We start from the raw sequence: 23,516 nt of genomic DNA, 5'->3' as shown, positions 1-23,516 counted from the left end.
CCGTTGCACACGGTCCCGTCGTCGCACGGCAGCGTGTTGTTCGCGTGCTGACACCCGCCGACCGAATCGCACGAGTCCGTCGTGCAGACGTTACCGTCGTTGCAGTTGAGCGGCGTTCCGGCGTTGCAGGTACCGCCGCCGCAAACCTCGTGACCGTTGCACACGGTCCCGTCGTCGCAGGGCAGCGTGTTGTTCGCGTGGACGCAGCCCGTCGTCTGGTTGCAGGAGTCGTCGGTGCAAACGTTGCCGTCGTCGCAGGTCAGAAGTGGCCCACCTATGCAGGCGCCGCTTGCGTCGCAGTGATCGCCGGTGGTGCACGCGTTCCCGTCGTCACAGGCGTTGGCGGAATTCGGTGTGTTCTGGCAGACGCCCCCGTTGCAGACGTCGTCGGTGCACGGGTTGTCGTCGTCGCACTGTGTGTTCGACCCGCAGCCGCCGACGGTCAGGACGCAGGCCGGCCCCGTCTCGAACGAGACCGGATCCGCGTTCGCGTCCGCCAGCGCCGAATCCGGATAGGGAGCGAACGTGAACTCGAACGTGCTTCCCAGCGCGACGTCGGAGCCGACCCCCAGCGTGTAGCTCGACAGGTACGCCGGCGTCGTCGTGCCGACGGTGACGCTGCCCTGCTGCAGCGCCGACGCCGCCCTCATCAAAGCGCAGTTCGTCACGGGGTAGTCGTTCGATAGTCCGTAGAAGAGATAGTCGGATCGTCCGTCGTCCACGGAGACGCCGCTCGGGCACGGAACGCCGACGGTACCGGAGCCGGAGGTGCGAATGATCTGGAGCTGCGTTTGATACCCGCGAATCCCTCCGAGGAAGCCGAGGTTTTCGAGGAACGCGGTGAGGGAGACGGTGGTGCCTGGCGCAGCCGTTCCGCTCTCGAGCGCGCACGCCATCCGCGCCTGCGGGCCGCTCGGCGCCGTGTACGTCACGCTCAGCTTCGGCCGGTTGGCGATCGTGGTGACATCGGAAGAATCGAAAGCGAGCGAGTCGGCATACCCCGAGCGGAGGACCCAGCCGAAGTTGCTCGCCGGACTTGCCGACCAGGCTTGCAAGCTCGGTGTGACGGCGATCGACTGCAATCCCGTCGGGATGTTGTTGACCGTGACGTCGGCATCTGCGACTGCCTCGACGTCATCGGCCTGGACCCCGGCGGTTGAGTTCCATGGCGAGGCTCCGAACGAATTCCACGTTTCGGTCGCGTTCCACGTCGCCTTCATGCGATTGAACCTAACGTAGTCGTTCGTGCCGAAGGCGTTCGAGACGTTAACCGTCAGCGTCGCGGACCTGATCGTGGAGCCGGGGGGAATCTGATTGGCGCCGCTGCCGAAGATGCCGTCGAAGCGGATCAGGATCTGCCTCTCGTCGGTGGTCGGAGGCGTGAAGTCGGTCGTGAGGAGCACGTCGGTGGCGTACGAGGTCGTCGGGTTGGCCGCGTAGGTGTAGGTATCCACCGTCCCGCTGTACCCGTTTGCGTCTCCCTGCTGGAACGTGGCGGTGACGGGAGCCAGATCACAGACCCCGCTGGTGTGGTTGCAGGTCTGACCGGTCGGGCAGGTGTCGCTTGACGTGCACACGCCGCCCAGGCAGACGTCGCTGGTGCAGGCGATCCCGTCGGAGCAGATGTTGGTGTTGTCGGGGGTGTTGGAACAGACGCCCGTCCCGAGATTGCAGACGTCGTCGGTGCACGGGTTGCCGTCGTTGCACTCCGCATCCGACGTGCATCCCTGGATCTGCGTGCTCGACAGCTGCGGAATCATCAAGAGATCGCGACTGTCGAGGGCCGCGTTATGACCCTGGACTGCCAGCACATTCGTTCCCGTCGCCAAGAGCCCCTTGAAACTCGTCAGATCGAGTGTCTGCTCGACTGGCGGCGCGACGGACGGCCCGCCCGTCGCCACGGCGTTGTACAGGGGAGGCGTGCCTGTCATCCTGATCCGTGCGACTTCCGTCCCGTTGAGATAGGCAACGTAGCCGTCGTCCGCATACATCCGGAAGCTCAACGAGGCGACCGCTGCGGGATTGGCGACGGCGAACGCCTTGCGCATGTAGACGCTGAGGTACCCGGGGCTGTTGCAGAGCGGCGGGTTGGTCGGAGTGCAACTGCGCATGTCGCCCAGCTCCGCCCTGATGTACGGGCCGTAGTCGCCGTTGCCGTTGGTGCCCCCGGTTTCGACGTAATAGTCGTACCCGATGCCCGTGGGGCCCTGGAGCCAAGCCGAATCGTCGAAGCCGATTCGCGTCCACGCGGTCAGGTCCGTGGGAGTCGGCTCCGACAGCCCCTTGAAGTACTTCCACGTGTCCCCGGACTCGATCGGGAGCGGTTCCACCGACGGCGTCTCGCAGACGCCGCTCGTGTGATTGCAGACCCGACCGCCCGTGCAGGTGTCGACGTACTGACAACCCGAAGGCGAGACGCAAGTGTCCGTCGTGCAGGCGATCCCGTCATTGCAGGTGAGGGAACCGCTGCCGACGCAGGTTCCCCCGCTGCACGTGTCGGTCGTCGTGCACGCGTTGCCGTCGTTGCACGCGGCCGTGTTGCTGCCGTGCTGGCACCCGAGCGCCGGGCTGCACGTGTCGTCCGTGCAGACGTCGCCGTCATCGCAGGCGGCGTTGTTCGCCAGGTGGTCGCATGCGTTCGCGGCCTCGTTGCACGAGTCCGTCGTGCACGCGACGCCGTCGCTGCAGTCGACTGCCGTTCCGGCCTGACAGAACAGGCTCACGCACCTTTCCTGGCCGTTGCAGAACAGCCCGTCGTCGCAGTCGGGATCTCCCGTGCAGCTCGTCCCCGGAGGAACGAACTGGACCGTCAGCTTCGGCCGGTTGGCGGTCGTGGCGCCTTCGCTCGAGGTGACGGCCATACCGTCCGTGTTGTTCGGGCGGAAGATCCAGCCGAGGTTGGCTGCCGGGCTCGCCACCCACGTCCGCAGGCTCGCGGTCACGTCGATGGCTACGCTCCCGGTGGCGATCGGCGCGTTTCCGACGAGCGTGCCGTACTCGTCCGCCTGGACGCCCGCTTCGCCTCCGAAGTTATTCCAGGTGGTCGTCGCCTCGGACCACTCCGCCAGCACTTCGTTGATGGTTCCGACGGGCGCGACACTCCCGTTTTCGACGTAGAGCGACAGCGTCGCGGAGTTGATCGTCGAGCCCGCCGGGATCTGTCCTGCCCCATTCCCGAAGATGCCGTCGAACCGGATGAGCCCGTACTCCCACAGCCCGCTGCTGCCGGGATCGTCCGTATCCCACCGCCAGGTGAGCGCGGCACCTTCGTTGGTGTCCGGCCCGCTCTGATAGAGGTACGTGTCCTGTGTCCCGGTGTAGCCGCTCACGTCCTGTTGGAACGTGATCGTCGCCGGGGCGCTCTCGCAATTCCCGGTCGTGTGGTTGCAGGTCTGGCCGAACAGGCAGCTGTCCGTGCTCACGCACGTCCCGCTCGAGCACGAATCGGTCGTGCAGGCGACGCCGTCGGAGCAGGTGTTCGCGTTGTCGTTCGTGTGGGAACACGCGCCGCTGTCCGAGTCGCAGTGGTCGTCGGTGCACGTGTTGTTGTCGTTGCAGTCGCTGTCGTACAGGCAGCCCGATACCTCCGCACTGGCGAGGGCCGGAACGATCGTGAAGTCCGAGCTGGCGAGCGTCAGGTTGTGAGCCTGGATGGCGAGGACGTTCGTCCCCGCGACGAGCAGGCTCTTGTAGGCCGTCAGGTCGATGGTCGTCGCGGCGTTGCACGTCGTCCCGTCGCACGCCGAACACTCGTGGTCTGCGGTCGCCAGCTGGTTGTAGGCCGGCGGGCTCCCGACGACGTTGTTGCGGGCGACCTCCGTGCCGTTGAGGTAAGCGACAAAGGCGTCGTCGTAGTCGACGGTCAGCGTCAACGAGGTCACACGGCTCGGGTTATCGACACGGAACGCCTTCCGCATGAAGAGGCTGCTGTAGCTGCTCGCCATGTCGCTCAGCGTCGTGCCGCGTTGCGCCGTGCAATCCACGCCGTAGCCGAACCCGCCCGGCCCCTGGAGCCAGGAGGCGTCGTCGTAGCCCAGCCGGGTCCAAGCGGTAAGGTCGCTGGGCGTCGGCTCGGAAGACCCCTTGACGTACCGCCAGGTCGCGCCGACGGTGATGGGCAGGGCGGCCAGTTGGGTGGTCTCGCAGAGGCCGGTCCCCCGGTTGCACGTCTGCCCGCTCGGGCATTGGTCCCCGCCGCCGTTGCAGATCCCCGCCGCGCAGGTGTCGGGCCCCACGCAGGCGATTCCGTCGTCACAGGCGCCACCTTCGTTCGCGGCCACCGCGACGCACTTGTTGCTGACGCACCTGCCGACGTTGCACGCATCGGCCAGGGGACCGCATTCCGCATCGCCCGTGCAGTTGATCGTGTTGGCCGCTCCCGGCGTCGGCGGCATGGTCACGAAGCCGTCCTGTCCGTCCGGGAACCGCCCCGAGGCTAGGTCGGTGGTCTGCGTCGTGAATGTCAGGGTGTCGATGGCGGCAATTCCGTTCACCTCCGTGTCGAAGAGACCGAGCTGCTCGCCGGCGCGGGCGATGTTGAAATTCGTGTGCCGCGCCCCCTGGCTCGGCGTCGAATCGCACCAGAACACGATGTAGCCGTGCGCCGGAACGGTGACGCCGGCCGGGATTCTGTACTGCGCCGGCGAATCCAAGTTGTCCGTCAGGAACATCCCGCTCATGTCCACGGCCGCGTCGGTCGGATTGTAGATCTCGAGGTAGTCGTCGAACTCGCCGTACTCGTCCGTCGTTGCGGTGTTGTTCGAAGAAAGGAACTCGTTGATGATCAGGCGCCGCGTCAGCTTGTAGGTCCACGACGTGCCGCCGAAGGACCGCCCGTCGTTGTCCTGGATGCTCCCCGCAGCCAGCGCGACCGTCACGAGGCCGTTGTCCGGCTTGGTGAAGCCGCTGAAGGTGTAGGGACCGTCGGTGCCGGCAATTCCCGACAGAGCCGCGGCAGGCGACCCATTGACCACGAGATTCCCAGCCGCCACGTTGATCACCGGCTTGCTGAACGTCACGGTCACCGAAGGCAACGCGCCGATCGTCGCACCTGCCGCCGGGACCGCGGTCTTCACCGTGGGGGGCGTGGTGTCGAGCGTGTACGTCCACGATTCCCCGCCGTACGTGTTCGACGGGCTGCTCGCCGAAGCGATCCCGCCGGCGGCGAGGGTCACGAGGACCGTTCCCGAGGCCGGAGCCGCGAAGCCTCCGAAGACGTAGATGGATGTGCTCACCGGGGTGATCGTCGTCGCGGGCGAGCCGTTCACCGTCAGGTCGCCTGCGTCCACGCCCGTGACGTCCATGTTGAACGTCACATCGATCGACGACAGCGAGCCGATCACCGATCCCTTCGCCGGGCTGGCGCTCTGCACCTTCGGCGGCAGGTCACCCTTCAAGATCGTGAACGTGTCCCGGACGGTCCCGTCGCTCCGGAGGAAGGTCAGATCCAGCTCGCTGGCCTTGACGTCCACGAGGGCCGAGCCATTGGCCGACTCGGAGTAGTACATCACCGGGTGGTTGTGGGCCCCGCCGGGTCCCTGGCCGCCGGTCGCCACGACGGTGTACACCGTGCCCTCGTGGGGGTTCTTCCCGGGGCTCTTGTGGTACTCCGCGCCCGTCTTGCCGCTGCCGCTGTCCACGATGTTGCCGTTGGCCAGCAGAGTGCTGTACGAAGGCGTGGGCGTCGAGTACGCCCCGTCAATCAGGTACGACCGCTCGTAGCCGTGGGAGTGGCCGTTGAGCACGAGGTCGACCCCGTAGCTCTCCAGGATCGGCACGATGTTCGTGCGCATCGCGATCGGCTCGCTCTCGGTGTCCGAGTCGTGGGTTCCCTTGGTGTACGGGGGCTGGTGCCAGTACGCGATGACCCACTGCTGGCTGGTCGCCGCGAGATCGGTCCGGAGCCAGTTGGCCATGGCCCCGGTCGACGATGTGCTGACGTTCGTGCCGTTCAGGACGATGAAGTGCGCGTTGCCGTAGTCCCACGAGTAGTAGGCCTCCGTGCCTGACGCCACCCCGCCCGCCTCGGCGTTCGTCGGGAGCACCCACGTGCTGAAGTACGGGCCGGTGCAGCAGGCGCCCGCACATGGCGTGTCCTGGCAGGCACTCGAGTAGCTGTCGTGGTTCCCCATCGCCGGCCAGAAGGGCGTGTGGATCTGGACGTCCTTGTAATAGGCCAGGACGCAGTTCGTGTACTCGTCGTCGGCGCCGGCCACCTGGGCCACGTCCCCGGTGTGCAGGAACAGCTCGGGTCGGTCGGATCCGGTGTACGTGAGCATCGAGTCGCGCACCTGGTTCTGGATGTCGCTGCAGATGCCCGAGTCGCCGAAGATCCAGAACGTGAACCCGCCGTTCGGAGATGTCCCGACCGGCGGCGACGTGACGAAATAGTGCTCGGCCGTGCCGCCGCCCTGCTGGGTGGTCGTCGAGCCAACGGTGTAGTAGTACTTCGTCAAGGGCGAAACGCCGGTGATGGTCACGTAGTGGTCGGTGCCGACCGCCGAACTCGTCGCCGTGTGGTCGTAGGTCCCGAAAGTCGTCCCGTACTGCACCCTGCTATCCGTGGACGTGTCCGTCCGCCAGACGATGGTCATGGACGTCGGAGTGCCCAGTTGCAGGTAGGGTTCGCGGACCAGATGGGAGGTCGGCGGCCCTTCGTTGTAGCGCACGGTGAGGATGGGGCGATCGCTGACGGTCGCCCCGTCACTCGACGTGATGTCCACCCCGTCCGCCGCGGAATTCATGATGAACCAGCCGTAGTTCGAGGTTCCGCTGGACCACCGCTGCACGCTCGCCGTCACGTCGGCCGACTGCTGAGCGAGCGCTGAAGCCGACGCGCTGCCGACCGTCGAGCCGTATTGGTTTCCCTGAGCGCATCCGCCGCCACAGAAGGAGTTGTACGTCGCCGAGTCCTGCCAGGCGACGAGCACCTCGCGCATGTCGCCGCTGCCCCCGGTGTTGGACACAAGATAGGTCAGCGTGGCCGAGGTGATCTGGGCACCCACGGGAATCTGCCCCGCCCCGGCACCGAAGATGTCGTCGAACCGGATCAGGGTGTAGACGTCGTACCCGGTTCCGTTCGGATCGTCTCCGTCCCAGTTGAGGGCCAGGAGCGCCCCGTTGTTGTTGCCGGCGCTGGACGGGTTCTGCTGGATATACGTGTCGTGAGCGCCGGCGTAGCCGTTCTCGCCCTGCCGGAAGGTGACCGTCGTCGCCACGGCGGGACCCGCGGCAAGGGCGAGCGCGAGCGAAAAGACGCCGATCGCCGCCAGCGTGCGGGTCCACCGCTTCGCCGGGGAAGCGTCGAGTACTTCGTCAGGTCGGCTGATCATGGCTCTACCCTCTCGATTACGGCCGATGATGGGCAACGTGTTTCGCATTCCTCGATGACCCATGTTCCCTCTCATGGCCGTCACCTCCCCGCGCAGGGATCGGAGTCGGGATAGGACAGCGACCGGAACCCGCTGAGGACCGCCTGGATGTCGTCGCCGTTGACGACCCCGTCGGGCGTGAAGTCCAAGCCCGTGAGGTCGTCGGCCTGAAGCGCGCACTTCGTGAACATCCCCTGCGAGCCGTCGAGAACGCAGAGGACGTCGAACACGCTAACGCCGTTCACCTGGTTGGCGTCGCCCCACGCCCACGTCGTGGCCGTCCCAGACCCGATCGGCGTGCCGGCCGTGACTTCCGCTTGCACGGTGTACGCCCTGGATGGCACGATCGGACGTCCTCGCACGAACACCGTGCCCCACTCGGCCGAAGAGCGGAAGACGGGAGCGTCCGTCAGGAGCCCGCCCATGTCCACGTACTTCGGCAAGCAGAGCAGGCCGACGGAGCCAACCCTGAGCGCGACCGAGGCGAGACCGGCCGGCAACGTCACCGCCAGGTACCTCGAGCCGACCGCCTCGACGATCATCCCGCACGCGGTGTGGTCGCAGGAGTCGGTCGTCTCGTTACAGGAGTCCACGGTGCAGGCCACGCCGTCGTCGCAGCTCACCGCGATTCCGGCCTGGCAGACACCGCCTCCGTTGCAGGTCTCGTTCCCGTTGCAGTAGACCCCGTCGGAGCAAGACGTTCCCGCCGCGACCGGCGTGTAGACACAGCCCGCGGGATCCACGCAGCTGTCGCCCGTGCACGGGTTGCTGTCGTTGCAGACGAGCGGCGGGCCGGACTGGCAGACTCCGCTCCCGTCGCAGGTCTCGCTGCCGTTGCACGGCAGCCCGTCGGAGCAGAACGTTCCCGCCGCGACCGGCGTGTAGACGCATCCGGTCGCGTCGTTGCAGGTGTCCGTCGTGCAGACGTTGCCATCGTTGCAGACGGGCGGCGTGCCCGACTGGCAGGTCGAGGTGCCGAGGTTGCAGGTTTCCGCCCCGTTGCAGTACCGGCCGTCGCCGCACTGCGTGTCGCTGGTGCACGTCGTGACGGGCGGAGCGTAGTTGACCGACAGCAGCGGCCGGTTGGATTGCGTGGTCGCTTCCGACGACTCGCAGATCACGGCGTCATCCGTGGTCTCGTGCATGAACCAACCGAAGTTGCTCGCCGGGTTCGCGACCCACGCGCGCAAGCTGGCGGTCACGTCGATCTGCGTCTTCTGCCCGATCGGCATGCCCGCCTGAGCAGCATCCACTGCCGCCACGGCTTCCACATCGTCCGCCTGAATGCCCGCCGTCGTGTTCCACGGCGCAGAGCCGAACGCGTTCCACCAATCCGCGTCGCTCCAGGTCTGCTTCATGCGGTGGAAGTAGATCGCCTGTGCGGTGCCCGCGTTCGATGGTGTCGAGGGCACGGACAACGTCAGGGTGGCCGAGTTGATGGTCGAGCCCGCAGGGATCTGACCGGCGTTGGATCCGAAGATCCCGTTGAAGCGCAGCAGCGACTGCATCTCGCTCGGACTCAGGTCCACCGTGAACGTCGTCGCGGTTCCGTACGACGTCGTCGCCGCGGCGGCGCTGATGTACGTGTCCACCGTCCCCGCGTAGCCGTTCGCGTCGCCCTGCTGGAACGTGGTCGTCACCGGGCCGCTCTCGCAGACGCCCGTCGTGTGGTTGCACGTCTGGCCGCCCGGGCAGTTCTCGGTGTGTTGGCAGCCCAGTGCCGTGTCGCAGCTGTCGGCGGTACAGGCCACGTTGTCGTCGCAGTTGGTGGCCCCGCCGCTCAAGCAAGCTCCGTTACTGCAAAGGTCGCCGGTCGTGCACGCGTTGTTGTCGCTGCACGATGCCGTGTTGTTGCTGTGCTGGCACCCGACCGTCACGCTGCAGGTGTCGTCCGTGCACGGGTTGGTGTCGTCGCAGGCCACGTTGTCGGCCACGTGGTCGCACGTGTTGGTCGTCTCGTTGCACGAGTCCGTGGTGCAGGCGATCCCGTCGTTGCAGTTCTGCGCCGTCCCAGCCTGGCAAGTCCCGGTGCCCAGATTGCAGATTTCCGCTCCATTGCACCACAGACCGTCATCGCACTGCAGGTTGCTCGTACAACCGCCGGTCGTCGCCGTCATCGACATCGTCATCGTGAAGTCCGAGCTGCCCGATGTCAGGTTGTGCCCTTGCATCGCCAGGACGTTCGTCCCCGTAACCAGCAGGTTCTTGTAGTTCGTCAGGTCGATGTTCTCCGCAGCGTTGCAAGTCCCGTCGCACGCCGAGCACTCGTGGTCGACCGTCGCCAGCTGCGTGTAGCTCGGCGGCATCCCCACCACGTTGCGTCGCGCCACCTCCGTTCCGTTGAGGTACAGCACGAACGCATCGTCGTAGTCCACCGCGAAGTTCAGTGTCGCGATCGACGTTGGGGCATCCACTCGGAACTGCCGGCGCATGTACAGGCTCACGTAGCTGTTCTGCATGTCGCTCAGGGTGGTCCCCCGCTGTGCCGTGCAGTCGGTGCCGTACCCAAACCCGCTGGGACCGCTGAGCCACGCCGCGTCGTCGAACAGGATCGCCGTCCAGTCCGCGGGAGGCTCCACGCTCCCCTCGAAGTACCTCCAGGCGGCGCCGACGTTGATCGGCAGCCCCGGGACCTGCGAACTCCCGCAGATCCCCTCGGTCAGGTTGCAGACCAACCCGCCCGTGCAGTTGTCGGCGTGCTGGCAGCCCCCGGGCGAGACGCACGTGTCGGTCGTGCATGCGATCCCGTCGTTGCAGTCCAGAGCAGTCCCGCCGACGCAGATCCCTTGGCTGCACGTGTCGTTCGTCGAACAGGCGTTGCCGTCGCTGCACGAGACGGTGTTGTCGTGGTACTGGCATCCAAGAGCCAGATCGCACCAGTTGTCGGTGCAGGCGTTGCCGTCGTCGCACGCCGCGTCGCTGGCCACGTGGTCGCACGTGTCGGTGGTCTCGTTGCAAGAGTCCGTCGTGCACACGACGCCATCGTTGCAGTTCGGAGCCGTACCGGGTTGGCACGTCCCGGTCACGCAGTGCTCGGCGCCGTTACACCATAGCCCGTCGTCGCATTGCGGATCGGTCGTGCAGCCCGCCACCGGTGGGTAATAGGTCACCGTCAACAGCGGCCGGTAGGAAGCGGTTGTTGATTCCGTGGACTCCAGCCGCAGCCCGTCCGTCCCCGTCGGAAGGATCGCCCACCCGTAATTGCTCGTCGGATTCGCCACCCATGCCTGAACGCTCCTTGTGACGTCGACGGGGTACGCCGTGCTCGCGGTGGTCATCGTCGCTGTCGCATCCGCCGTCGCCACGGCGTCGACGCCGTCCGCCTGGATCCCGCCCTCCGTGTTCCAGGGCGATACGCCGTACGCAGCCCAAACATCGCTGACCACCCAGGATTGAAGCAGCCTGTGGAAATTCACGGCGTTCGTGCTCTGGTCGTTGGAGCCGCTTCCGACCCTGAGCGTCAGCGTTGCCGACAGGATGGTCGAAGCTTGCGGAATCTGATGGGCTGCTGACCCGAAGATCCCGTCGAAGCGAAGGAGCACGTGTTCCACCGGGCTGCCGTCGATGACGATCGGCGTGGTCGCCGCCTGGCTGCCCAGGGCCGTGTCGATGTAGGTATCGATCGTTCCCGCAAAGGCGTTCGCGTCGCCCTGCTGGAAGGTGACCGTCGCCGGCCCGCTCTCGCAGGCGCCATTCGTGTGGTTGCACGTCTGGCCTCCCGGGCAGTCGTCCGCGTGCTGGCACCCCCCTGGCGCGACGCAGACATCGGTCGTGCAGGCAATTCCGTCGTTGCAGCTGGGCGGCGCGCCTCCGACGCAGGCACCGTTGCTGCACGTGTCGTTCGCCGTGCACGCGTTGCCGTCGTCGCACGAGGCTGTGTTGTTCGCGTGCTGGCACCCCGCCGTCGCATTGCAGATGTCGTCGGTGCAAGCGTTGCTGTCGCTGCATGCGGCGTTGTTCGGCGTGTGCTGGCACTCGTCGGTCCCGGCGGCGCACGAGTCCACCGTGCAGGCGATTCCGTCGTCGCACGAGGGCACCGTCCCGGCCGTGCACCGTCCGTTCAGGCAGTGCTCGACGCCGTCGCAGAAGACGCCGTTGCTGCAGTCCGCGTCGACACCGCAGGCCGGTGAGCAGTTCGCGATCGGCGTGAAGCTGCATTGCAGATTGACGCACTCGTCGTACGTGCAGGGGTTGTCGTCGTCGCAGTCGGTGTTGGTGCCGCACGTCGCGCCGACCGGGAAGCCGAGCCAGCCGATGCGCGTCCCGCCCGGCCCCGCCGTCTGGGCCGGGGAGCCGGCTCGCAGGCTGTAGTCGCACTGCGCCGTGTCGGTGAACAGCGGATCGGCGGAGATATTGCCCGTACCGCACGCGACGTGCGTCGCGTCGCCGCCATCCGTGTAGTTGATGGTCGCCGAGCAGCCGCCGACGGCCGAGGTCCAGAAGATGCTCTGCTGGACCGTCTGGGGGCTGTCGATGCGTCCGGACGCGAACGTAGAGTTGTAGGCGTTACCGGTCCCACGGACACCCGAGCCGGCCCCGTAGATCAGTACGTTGCGCAGCGTGACGAAGCCGCCGGTCATGCTGATCGCCTTGTCGTTGATGGCGTGGATGATGCAGCTGTCGACGGTGAAGGTCGAGGCGCTGTGGTCGATTCCGTCGTCCCCGCCGTCCGCAATGATGCACCGCCGGATGGTCTGGTTCGACGCTGCGCCATCGACGTGCAGCAGATCGCCGTCGTAACGCTGTGGGGTCGTTGGTCCCCGGCCGATCCCGGTCCACCAGGTGTCCTCGACCAGCAGCGTGTGGCCGTTGCCGTTGAACTCGCAGCCGATGCCGACGCGCGAGACCAGGGACCTCCGGACCGTGTAGGTCCCCGTTCCGAGCCCCTGGAACATCATTCCCGTGCTGTCCGTGAAGATGCTGTCTTCCACCAGCAGGTTGTGCGTGTCGTGGACCTGGATGATGGGCGGGCGCGGGTGCCCCTCGATCGGCCCGTTACCGGCACCGGTCAGGATCACCCACTTGTAGGCGGAGCTCCCGCTTCCGTAGTGGTGGATCCCCCGCCACGCGTCCACATTGGAGAGAGAGCCCGACACGGTGTGAATCATCGCCGCGGGACCGCTCGCCGAAAAGAAGTGAATGGGCTTCTCCTGGGTACCGACGGCGTTGAGCGCGCCGTTCACGGTGACGAGCGTCCCGTTCTCCAGGCCGCCCAGGCTGTCCACCATGATCATCGTGCCTGGGTTGATCGTCAGCGTGCTGCCGGCCGGCACGTACGTGTCGTGCCCCACGATGTGGATGTTCTCGTCCGGGCCCCAGACCAGGTCGGCGCCCGACAGGGTTCCCTGCAGGTCCCGCCACGTCGGGTTGGCCAGCACGGTCACGACCTTCGACGCCGACGTCGTGCCGACGGTCACGGTGACCTTGTAGTCGCCCGCCGGGACCGCGGCGCCGTCGTCGAGCGTGAACGAAACGCTGCCCACGCCGTGGTAGAAGCGAATCGAGTCGGCGGGAACCGGCAGGTGATCGTCGAAGAACGTCACGGTGATCGGAATCGACGCGTTGTCGGACACACGGTTCATGGTCACGGTTCCGAGCGTCGAATAACAGCCGCTCCAGTCGACACCGCCGCCGGCGTTGAGGATGCTGGCCTTCAACGTCAGGGTCTTGGTGTTGACCATTCGCCGCGGAGCGATCAACTTCAGGCTATCGACCTGGGCCCCTGGCGGGTTATAGAACACGTCCGCCTCGGCCCGGTCGACTTCCACACCCTGGTGGTTCAGCGTCTGGACCTTGATGTGGTTCATGCCGGGCGTCAGCGTGAAGTTGTAGCTCCAGTTCGCGCCGACCCCGTCAGGATTCGCGATGTTGTAGGTCGCCGGCAGGTTGTTGACCCGCACCTCGCGCGCCCAGCACTGGTTCAGCTGGCCGCTCAGCGCGATCACCGGGTTCGAGTTCGTATACGGACTGCCCGGAATTCCGACGAGCGTCGTTTGGCGCTTGATCTCGCTGTTGACCGACGCGCGTTGCGCCGTCACCCAGTCCTTCATCCCCTGCTTCGTCTGCGGCCCGTTTCCCCCCGTCGGGAAGAGCGCGTCCGGAACCGAGTCGATCAAGGCGTTCATCGACGCCTGCGAGAAGGCCGTGTCCATGTACTCGCAGATCGCGCCCACGAACAGCCCGGCGTAGGCGTTGTTCCGGAGAAAACGCCGCATGGGCCAGTTCGAGTTGTAGTAGCCCGTCCTCCAGATCGTCTGTTGGAACGCCGGGACGATCGAGTCCATGTCCCAGGGGAGGAACGTGGCGTGGCTGTACGTCGGTCCAGGCCAGAAGTAGAGGAAGTAATCGTCGCCCGTGTCCAGGTAGATGCCGCCCTCTTGATTGGCCATCAGCGTGTGGACCGCGTACCAGCGAGCCCATTGCTCGACGTCGGCGTACGACGCGAGGTTGTTCTGGAACCAGCCGTCGTAGGTGTCTTCAAGGCAGAGCGCGCCGCCGTCGCCCGAGCTGCAGTTCATGGCGTCGCACAGCGTGATCAGGTCCGTCCAGTTGTCCTCTTCTTCGTTCGTGATCTGCTGGTAGCCGTTGCGCTCGTTGGCGTCGACGCGGTAGGCGTCGGGATTGTACCCCTCCCACCGCAGGCTCGCGTCGTCGTGACGCCCTCGGTAGCAGTTACCGATATCGGTCTGGATACAGGTTTCGCCGGACGGGCAGTCCAAGTCGTTCGTGCAGACGGTCTCGGCGATGCTGCACCGATTGGGGAAACGCAGGGGCAGGATGGCACCCGCCTGCGACGTGAAGAAGTCTTCATTGATGCGCTCCACGTTGGAGTACATGCCGTTCTGGGTTCCCCCATCGACCAGCGGGTTCGTGTTGAAGCGCGGCCAGTGGACCTTCGGATGAGGAAGTCCGGACGCGCCGAACGTCCCGTATCCGACGCCCTGGCGCGCCGGCTGCTGACCGAGCATGTCGAGCGACTTGATGGTGAAATTCATCTCCGATGCCATGGGGTGGTCGCCCGGGAGGTCGATCCGGAACGACGGCGGGTTCTGGTAAAGGCTGCTCGCGCCCCGGTAACGCTCGGTTGCGTTGTAGAAGACCTCGCACTGCGACACCACGCCCGTCGCGGGGCACCGGAGGAAGGTGGCGTCGTATTCCGTCTTGTCCCGTGTCGCCTGCCGGTTCCTCGTGTACTGCGTCGTGATCAAGTGATATGACGGGAAGTCGGTCGGCAGCGCGGCGCTCGAGAACTTGCAGAGGAAGACCTGCGGCGGATGGCCACCGGCTCCGGGGAAGCTCCCGTCGTGACCGATCGGGGCGACCGTTCCCGACGTTCCATCGCTCGCCTGCACCGCGAAGTCGAGACGCTGCCCTTCCGCGAGGCCCGCCAGGACCACGCCGTACACGTTGTCGCCGGCAGCGCCGTCGCCGTGCAGCCCGTCGTCAAGCATCGCCACAGAGGCGTATGCGATGGTGGGTTCCTGATCCTGCCGGTACCAAAGCGTCACGGTCGGGGTCACGCTCTCGTCGATGACGAAGGCGGTGATCGTGACCGGCTGGTTCGCCCCTGGGATCGGGGGATTGTGGTGGACGGCGCTGATGACGGGGGGAGCCTCGGCCACGTAGCGGCCGTTGGCCGCCCCGGGCGTCCCAATGTTCACCTGCGACGGCCTCCAGGCGTTGCCGTACTGATTTGGCATCGCCGGGTTCACGAGCTCGAGCGAGGGACCGTTCCCGTCGGGAACGGACGACCACTCCCCTCCGTCGTCGTACGGGACCGAATCGAGGACATGGCCGTAGGAATCGACCAGTTCGACGAGCTCCCCGCCGTTCGCCAGGTTACCGCTCGTCCACTGCAGGACAGTTACGCCGGCTGGGATCGTCACCTTCGACCGGAGGAACACCACGTTCTCCGCCACGACCAGGAACGCTCCCGGCGCCATCGTCGTGCCGGCGGGGAACGTGAGCGCGACTCCTTCGGAAAGCGCGAACCCCGAGAGATCGACCGTCGTCGTGCCGGCGTTGTAGAGCTCGAGGAACTGGAGATTTTCCGCGTTCTCTCCCGCGAGGACCGAGAAAACGGCTGGGTGGTACTGCAACTCGTTGATGACGATCTTGGGGAGGCCGTAGAAGTACAACCAGCTATCACCTGCGAACGGAACCGACTGGAGATCCTGAATCCCGCCGTCGCTGCGCAGGACGACCTCGAGCGTCCCCGGGGCCGGCGGAATGACCGTGAAGACGTACGGGCCGGTGCCGCTGCCGGTGACGTTGGTCGCGGCGACGCCGTCCACCGTCAGGTCGTCGGCGGTCACATCCGTGACAGCCTCGGAGAATGTCACGGAGACCTGAGTCAGCGACATGACCAAGGCGCCGCGGGCCGGATCCGTCGTACTGACCAGAGGGGCGTTCGAGTAGACGCTGTTCTGCGCTCCGCAGGTGCCGTTCGTTGCGAGGGAGGCCTTCCACGCCGACGCCTGCCACGTGCAGGAGGCCTGTGTCGCTTCGGTGCACGGCGTACCCGCCGTGGGGTTGGTTCTCTCGAGTGACGGACCTCCGCCGTCGGGGCTCGTCGGCCAGGGCGGATCGTCGTCGTAGTACACCCGGTCCACCAGCACTCCGTTCGCGTCCCGCAGCGCAACCGGCTCGCCGCTGTTGCTGAGGCTGTCGCCGGCTCCCCATTCGTAGGCCGTGCTGCATCCGAGTCGCGCGAAGAGCGCCGCCCGATCCTTGGCCGCGACGATGTACGCCCCTGGCTGAATCACGGTGCCGAGCGGGAACGTGACGCCGGGGCTGGCGAATTCCGTCAAGGTCCATCCGGAGATATCCACGGCCACGGAGTCGGCGTTCGTGATCTCGAGGAACTCTTCCATGTCGTCGCTGGTATTCGGGTTGTAGTGGATCTCGTTGATGACGACTTTCGGCACGGAGAGCGAGTAGATCCAGGCGTCGCCCGCGAACACGTGACCCTGGAGATCCTGGATCGCTCCGGGACCGAGGGTCACGTTGACCGTCACATCGGTCGGCGCCGCGAACCCGGTGAACACATACGGACCGGCGCCGCTTCCCGTAACCGATGTCGCCGGGGAGGCAGCGACCTTGAGATCGGACGCGACGACGCCTGTGACCGACTCCGCGAACATGACGCGGACCTGGGTCAGGTCCGGCACGACCGACGTGCGGGGCGGATCGTCCCAGAGGACGGCCGGACCCTCCGTGAACCTGCCGTTCGTCTGACCGGGCGTCCCGTTCGTCGCCAACGACGCCTTCCAGACCAGCGGGTAGGTGTTGTCGTACGTCGGATTGATCAACTCTAGCGTCGGCCCACGGCCGTCCGCCGCGCCGGGCCACAGTCCCGCGTCGTCGAAGGTGACCGTGTCCACGACGGCCAGCGTCGCGTTCAGGAGCGTGATCGTCTCCCCGGCGTTGTCCAGACTGTTGGCACCGGAGGTCCACTGAACGACCCGCACGCCGCCAGGAATCGTCTGCCCCCACTGCGCCAGCGCGGCTGGGTCCGCGGCGACAACAAGGTACTGGCCCGCGGCCAGGCTCGTCGCTGGCGGGAACGTGTACGTGACCCCCTGGGAGAAGGACCATCCCGACAGATCGACCGCGCCGGGACCCGTGTTGTACAACTCGATGAACTCGAGCCTCTCCGGGTCCTCCCCGGCGGGTACCGAGGAGTTCAAGATGTGGTAGCTGATCTCGTTGATGACGACCGCCGCGTGACCGTTCGCCGGAACGGCGAAGGACGCGAGAATCGCCACAGTGATCAACAAGTTCCGGCTCGTCGACGATCTCATCGCTCGGCCCCCCTGCGTCCCAGAGGCGGCGTCGGCCGCCCCCGGAACGGCATCGATCCCTGTCCGCGCCGCGGGCCGGGCGACCCGGTCACCCGCCTCCTTTCCCGCGGCCCTCTGCTTCGCCCCGCCAACCGGCATCCGCTCGGTGTGGAACGGTCTTGCGTCGGCGCCGTGCGCCCTGTCGGATCCGGCCCGCCGGTCTCGATCCTCCTTCGGGTCTCCGTCTCGATCAGGGGCAGTCGACGGTCGGCCGCCGCTCCACCCCAGTGCTCGCGTATCCGTAGGTCCCCGTCCGACACGCGTTCTGCACGCGCACCAGGTAGTAGTAGCCCTCGTTGGCCGCTGGCTTGGGTCTCGCGTCGATCCACGCGCTCACCGGCACGTTGTCCGCCACGCACTGCGCGGCGCTCGTGCCGCCGCTCGCCGCGATGTCGCCGACGAAGCCTCCGGCCACGTCGTAGACGACCTCGGTGCCCTGATCGGCCCAGGTCAGAGCCGTCGCGGACTTGCCGCTGAGCATCAGGCCCCATATCTCGTCGAGCTCGGGTAACGGAATGCCGATGCAGAAGCCCGCGCTACAGTGGTCGCCGGTCGTGCAGACGTCGCCGTCCGAGCACGCATTGGCATCGTTGCTCCTGTGGATACAGCCGGCTGCCGGGTTGCAGTCGTCGTCGGTGCAGGCGTTTCCGTCGTCGCAGTTGACGGCGCCGCCTCCCACGCAGGTGCCGTTCGCGCACGCGTCGTTCGCCGTACAGGCGTTTCCGTCGTTGCACGGCGACGTGTTGTTCACGTGCGTGCATCCCGTCGTCGCGTTGCATGAGTCGTCCGTGCACGCGTTTCCGTCGTTGCAATTCGGCGGAGGTCCGCCGATGCACTGCCCGCCCGCGCAGGTGTCGTTCGTCGTGCAGGCGTTTCCGTCGTCGCATGGAGCCGTGTTATCCACGTGGACGCAGCCCGTCGTCCCGTTGCATGAGTCGTCCGTGCACGCGTTTCCGTCGTTGCAATTCGGTGGAGGTCCGCCGATGCACTGCCCACCTGCGCAGGTGTCGTTCGCCGTGCAGGCGTCACCGTCGCTACAGGCCGTGCCTTCCTGCTTGTCCGGGTTCGAGCAGATCCCTGTACCTGGATCACAGATGCCCGCGTCGTGGCATTGGTCGAGCGCCGTGCACACCACGGGGTTTCCGCCTACGCAAGCGCCGGCCTGGCAGGTGTCGGTCTGTGTGCAGGCGCTGCTGTCGTGGCAAGCCGTGCCGTCCTGCTTGGTCGGGTTCGAGCACAAGCCGGTGCCCGGATCGCACACTCCCACGTCGTGGCACTGGTCGAGTGCCGTGCAGACCACCGGGTTGGACCCAATGCAGCTTCCGGCCTGGCAGGTGTCCGTCTGCGTGCAGGCGTTTCCGTCGTTGCAAGTCGTGCCGTCGAGCTTGGTCGGGTTCGAGCACAACCCCGTACCCGGATCGCAGATACCCACGTCGTGACACTGGTCGAGCGCCGTGCAGACCACCGGGTTGGATCCCACGCAGGCGCCGGCCTGGCAGGTGTCGGTCTGCGTGCAGGCGTTGCCGTCATCGCACGGAGCGGCGTTGTTCACGTGCACGCAGCCTGTCGCCGGGCTACACGAGTCGTCCGTGCAGACGTTTCCGTCATCGCAGTTCAGCGCCGGACCGCCCACGCACGCGCCGCCGGCGCACGCGTCGTTCGTCGTGCACGCGCTCCCGTCGTCGCAGGCCACCGTATTGTTCTCGTGGACGCAGGCACCCGCCTGGCAGCTGTCCGTCGTGCAAGCGTTGCCGTCATCACAGTTGGTTGGACACACGTTGAGCAGCCCATCGCCGAGGCACGCGGTGATGCTCCCCTCGTTGATGACCGCCTTCGTCAGGTCCAGCTGGCTCGTGCCCCCGCCGCCTGCGAGAACCTCGAACTCGACGTTCGCGATCGCGCCGTTTCCGCTCAGCGGCACCGTCCCGAAGAGCGATACCTTCACCACGCCGGCGGTTGCCACGTTGTAGTTAAGTGTGAAACCTTGCGTAATCGGCGTCTTGAGAACTCGGTTGGCCCTCAATACGGTCGGGTCGTATCCAATCTCCAAGTCGATCCCGATCCCCGCCGCCGGGCTGGAGCTGACCGGGACGAGAACTATCGTCCCGGGGACGCCCACGACGTTTTCCGGCAAGCTCACCGCCACCTGACTGGCCGTCACGTTGACGCTGCCGTTGTTCGCGCTGCTCGGCACCTCCCCTTCGTTCAGTTGGTGCCTCGTCCAGACCAAGCCCGTCCCTGTCCCGGCCGCACCCATGCCACGGAACACGACCCACGCCACGGTACCGCCGCCCGACAGTCCTTCGTTTCCAAACAGGGAGATGTTCACCTGGCCCGGACTACCGAGGTTGTAGGTCAGGGTCATCGCCTCGGTCAGCGGGGCCTTGTAGACCGACACCGCCGACAGCACCGCGGCGTCGTAGCCGAACACGAGGTCCATCGCCATCACCCCTGTCGCGGAGTCGATGACGATCGGAACGATGACCTCGCTCCCCGGGCACGTGCCGATGCCGGCCGGCAGGGTCAGCGTCGCTTCCTCCGCGACACAGGTGTTGAGGCTGGGGTCGCATCGCTGCCCGGTCGGGCAGCTGTTCCGGCCGGCGCAGGCGCCGCCCGAGCAGGTGTCGTTCGCCGTGCAGGCGATCCCGTCGTCGCACGGGGCCGTGTTGTCGACGTGGCCGCATCCCGCCAGCGGATCACAGACGTCGGTAGTGCAGACGTCGCCATCGTCGCAGGGCAACGGGTTCGTCCCGACGCACGTGCCCGAGTGGCAAGAGTCGGCTTGAGTGCAGACGCTGCCGTCATTACAGGGCGCGCCGTCCGTCTTCGGCGGATTGGAGCAAACGCCACTGCCAGGATCACAGATCCCGGCCTCATGGCACTGATCGAAGGCGGTGCAGACCACCGGGTTGGAGCCCAAGCAGGCACCCGCCTGGCAGGTGTCGGTTTGCGTGCAAGCGTTACCGTCGCTGCATGCCGAGCCGTCCTGCTTGTTCGGGTTCGAGCAGATCCCCGTGCCCGGATCGCAAGTGCCCACATCGTGGCATTGATCGAGCGCAGTGCAGACCACCGGGTTGGAGCCCAGGCAGGCACCGACCTGACAGCTGTCGGTCCGAGTGCAAGCGCTACCGTCGCTGCAAGCCGTGCCGTCCTGCTTGTTCGGGTTCGAGCAGATCCCCGTGCCCGGATCGCACGCTCCCGCGTCGTGGCACTGATCCTGAGCGGTGCAAATCACGGGATTGGAGCCCAAGCACGCGCCCGCCTGGCATGTATCCGTCTGCGTGCAAGCGCTACCGTCGTTGCAAGTCGTCCCGTCCTGCTTGTTCGGGTTCGAGCAGATTCCCGTGCCCGGATCGCAGGTGCCGGCATCGTGGCACGGGTCCAGCGCGGTGCAGACCACCGGGCTGGACCCCACGCAAGCACCGGCCTGGCAGCTGTCGTTTTGCGTACAAGCACTGCCGTCGTTGCAAGCCGAGCCGTCGTGCTTGTTCGGGTTCGAGCAGACCCCGGTACCTGGATCGCACATACCGACGTCGTGGCACTGGTCCAGCGCCGCGCAGACCACGGGGCTGGACCCCACGCAGGCACCGGCCTGGCAGGTGTCCGTCTGCGTACAGGCGCTACCGTCGTTGCAAGCCGAGCCGTCGGTCTTCGCTGGATTGGAGCACGAACCGGTAGAGGGATCGCACACACCGACGTCGTGGCATTGGTCCAGCGCAGTGCAGACCACGGGGCTGGACCCCACGCAAGCACCGCCCTGGCAGCTATCGGTCTGTGTGCACGCGTTCCCGTCGTCGCACGACGCCATGTTGTTGACGTGGACGCAGACGCCCGCCTGGCAGCCGTCCGTCGTGCAGACGTTCCCGTCATCGCAGTTGGTCGGGCAGACGGATAACAACCCGTCTCCGAGGCACGTCGTGGTGCTCCCCTCGTTGATGACTCCCTTCCTCAGGTCCAGCTCGCTCGTGCCACCGGCGCCTGCAAGAACCTCGAATTCGATGTTGACGATCCCGCCGCTTCCGCTGAGCGGCACCGTTCCGAAGAGCGATATCTTCACGACGCCGGCGGTCGACACGTTGTAGTTGAGAGTGAAGCCCTGTGTAATCGGGGTCTTGAAGACCCGATTGGCCCTCAGCACGGTCGGGTCGTATCCGATCTCCAGGTCGATTCCGATGCCCGCCGCCGGGCTCGAGCTGACCGGCACGAGAACCATCGATCCGGGCACACCCACCGTGTTGTCGGGCATGCTCAACGCCACCTGACTGGCCGTCACGTTGACGCTGCCGTTGACCGCGGTGCTCGGCACCTCTCCCTCGTTGAGTTGGTGCCTCGTCCAGACCAGGCCCGACCCGGTCCCGACCGTACCCGTGACCTGGAACACGACCCACGCCACTGTGCCGCCGCCCAAGAGCCCCTCGGTTCCGAACAGCGAGATGTTCACCTGGCCCGGATTACCGAGGTTGTAGGTCAGGGCCATCCCCTCGGTCAGCGGGGCATTGTGGACCGACACGGCCGACACCACCCCGGCGTCATAACTGAACACGAGGTCCATCGCCATCACGCCCGTCGCGGAGTCGATGACGATCGGGACCGACACCTCACCCATCGGGCACGCGCCGATACCGAGTGGGAGGGTCAGCGTCGCTTGCTCCGCGACACAGGTGTTGAGGTTGTGGTCGCAGCGCTGGCCGGTCGGGCAGCTACTCTGGCCGGCGCAGACGCCGTTCGAGCACGTGTCGGTCGCCGTGCAGGCGATCCCGTCGTCGCACGGCGCCGTGTTGTTCACGTGGCCACAACCCGTCACCGGGTCGCAAACGTCCGTCGTGCAGACTTTGCCGTCGTCGCAGGGCAACGGGTTCGTCCCGACGCACGCCCCAGAGTGGCAGGTGTCGGCCTGGGTGCAGACGCTGCCGTCGTTGCAGGCGGCGCCGTCGGGTTTCGCGGGATTTGAACAGATGCCGGTCGTCGGTGCACAAATGCCTACGTCGTGGCACTGGTCGAGTGCCGTGCACACAACCGGGTTTCCACCCGTGCAAACGCCGGATTGGCACGTGTCGCTCTGCGTGCAGGCGTTCCCGTCGTTACAGGCCGAGCTGTCCGCCTTCGCCGGGTTGGGGCAGATCCCGGTGCCCGTGTCGCAAACGCCTGCGTCGTGGCACTGGTCGAGCGCCACACAGACCACCGGGTTGGAGCCCACGCAGATTCCGGCCTGGCAAGTGTCCGTCTGCGTGCAAGCGCTACCGTCGTTGCAAGCCGTGCCGTCCTGCTTAGCCGGGTTCGAGCACGTCCCCGTACCCGGATCGCAGATGCCGGCATCGTGGCACTGATCCAGCGCGGTGCAGACCACCGGGTTGGACCCCACGCAGATTCCGGCCTGGCAAGTGTCCGTCTGCGTGCAAGCGTTGCCGTCGTTACAAGCCGACCCGTCTAACTTGGACGGATTGGAGCACACGCCACTTCCAGGATCACAAGTCCCCGCTTCATGGCACTGATCCGACGCGGTGCAGACCACCGGGTTGGAGCCCACGCAGATTCCTGCCTGGCAGGTGTCCGTCTGCGTGCAAGCGTTGCCATCGTTACAAGCCGAGTTGTCCGCCTTCGCTGGGTTGGAGCAGATCCCAGTGCCCGTGTCGCAAACGCCTGCGTCGTGGCACTGATCCAGCGCCGTGCAGACCACCGGGTTGGAACCTACGCAGATTGCTGCCTGGCACGTGTCCGTCTGCGTGCACGCGTTGCCGTCGTTACAAGCCGAGTTGTCCGCCTTCGCTGGGTTGGAGCAGATCCCAGTGCCCGTGTCGCAAACGCCTGCGTCGTGGCACTGATCCAGCGCGGTGCAGACCACCGGGTTGGAGCCGACGCAGATTCCGGCCTGGCACGTGTCCGTCTGCGTGCAGGCGTTGCCATCGTTACAAGCCGAGTTGTCCGCCTTCGCTGGGTTGGAGCAGATCCCAGTGCCCGTGTCGCAAACGCCTGCGTCGTGGCACTGATCCAGCGCGGTGCAGACCACCGGGTTGGAGCCCACGCAGATTCCGGCCTGGCAAGTGTCCGTCTGCGTGCAAGCGCTGCCGTCGTTGCAAGCCGACCCGTCTAGCTTGGGCGGATTGGAGCACACGCCACTTCCAGGATCACAAGTCCCCGCTTCATGGCACTGATCCGACGCGGTGCACACCACCGGGTTGGAGCCCACGCAGATTCCTGCCTGGCAGGTGTCCGTCTGCGTGCAGGCGCTACCGTCGTTGCACGCCGTGCCGTCCTGCTTAGTCGGGTTCGAGCACGTCCCCGTACCCGGATCGCAGATGCCGGC

Annotated in this window: 3 protein-coding genes; all 3 read right to left on the bottom strand. The window is 66.3% G+C overall.

The annotated features are described in order from the left end of the window. A partial coding sequence (locus LAO51_20460) for a DNRLRE domain-containing protein (protein ID MBZ5641119.1) occupies positions 1-7,331 on the bottom strand: 7,331 nt, incomplete at its 3' end. Positions 7,332-7,411: 80 nt separating this feature from the next. Then, the gene (locus LAO51_20455; GenBank protein MBZ5641118.1) at positions 7,412-17,173 is read right to left on the bottom strand and encodes a lamin tail domain-containing protein; all 9,762 of its coding nucleotides are present in this window, start codon (positions 17,171-17,173) and stop codon (positions 7,412-7,414) included. 229 nt (positions 17,174-17,402) lie between these two features. Next, the gene (locus LAO51_20450; protein ID MBZ5641117.1) at positions 17,403-23,399 is read right to left on the bottom strand and encodes a hypothetical protein; all 5,997 of its coding nucleotides are present in this window, start codon (positions 23,397-23,399) and stop codon (positions 17,403-17,405) included. Positions 23,400-23,516 lie beyond the last annotated feature (117 nt).

This window comes from Terriglobia bacterium (assembly GCA_020073205.1).
Taxonomy (GTDB): domain Bacteria; phylum Acidobacteriota; class Polarisedimenticolia; order Polarisedimenticolales; family JAIQFR01; genus JAIQFR01.
This window is presented reverse-complemented; position numbering and strand designations above follow the sequence as displayed.

Bases quoted from the DNA above. Each gene is read 5' to 3' on its own strand.
- LAO51_20455 (MBZ5641118.1), bottom strand. From the start codon at position 17,173: ATGAGATCGTCGACGAGCCGGAACTTGTTGATCACTGTGGCGATTCTC.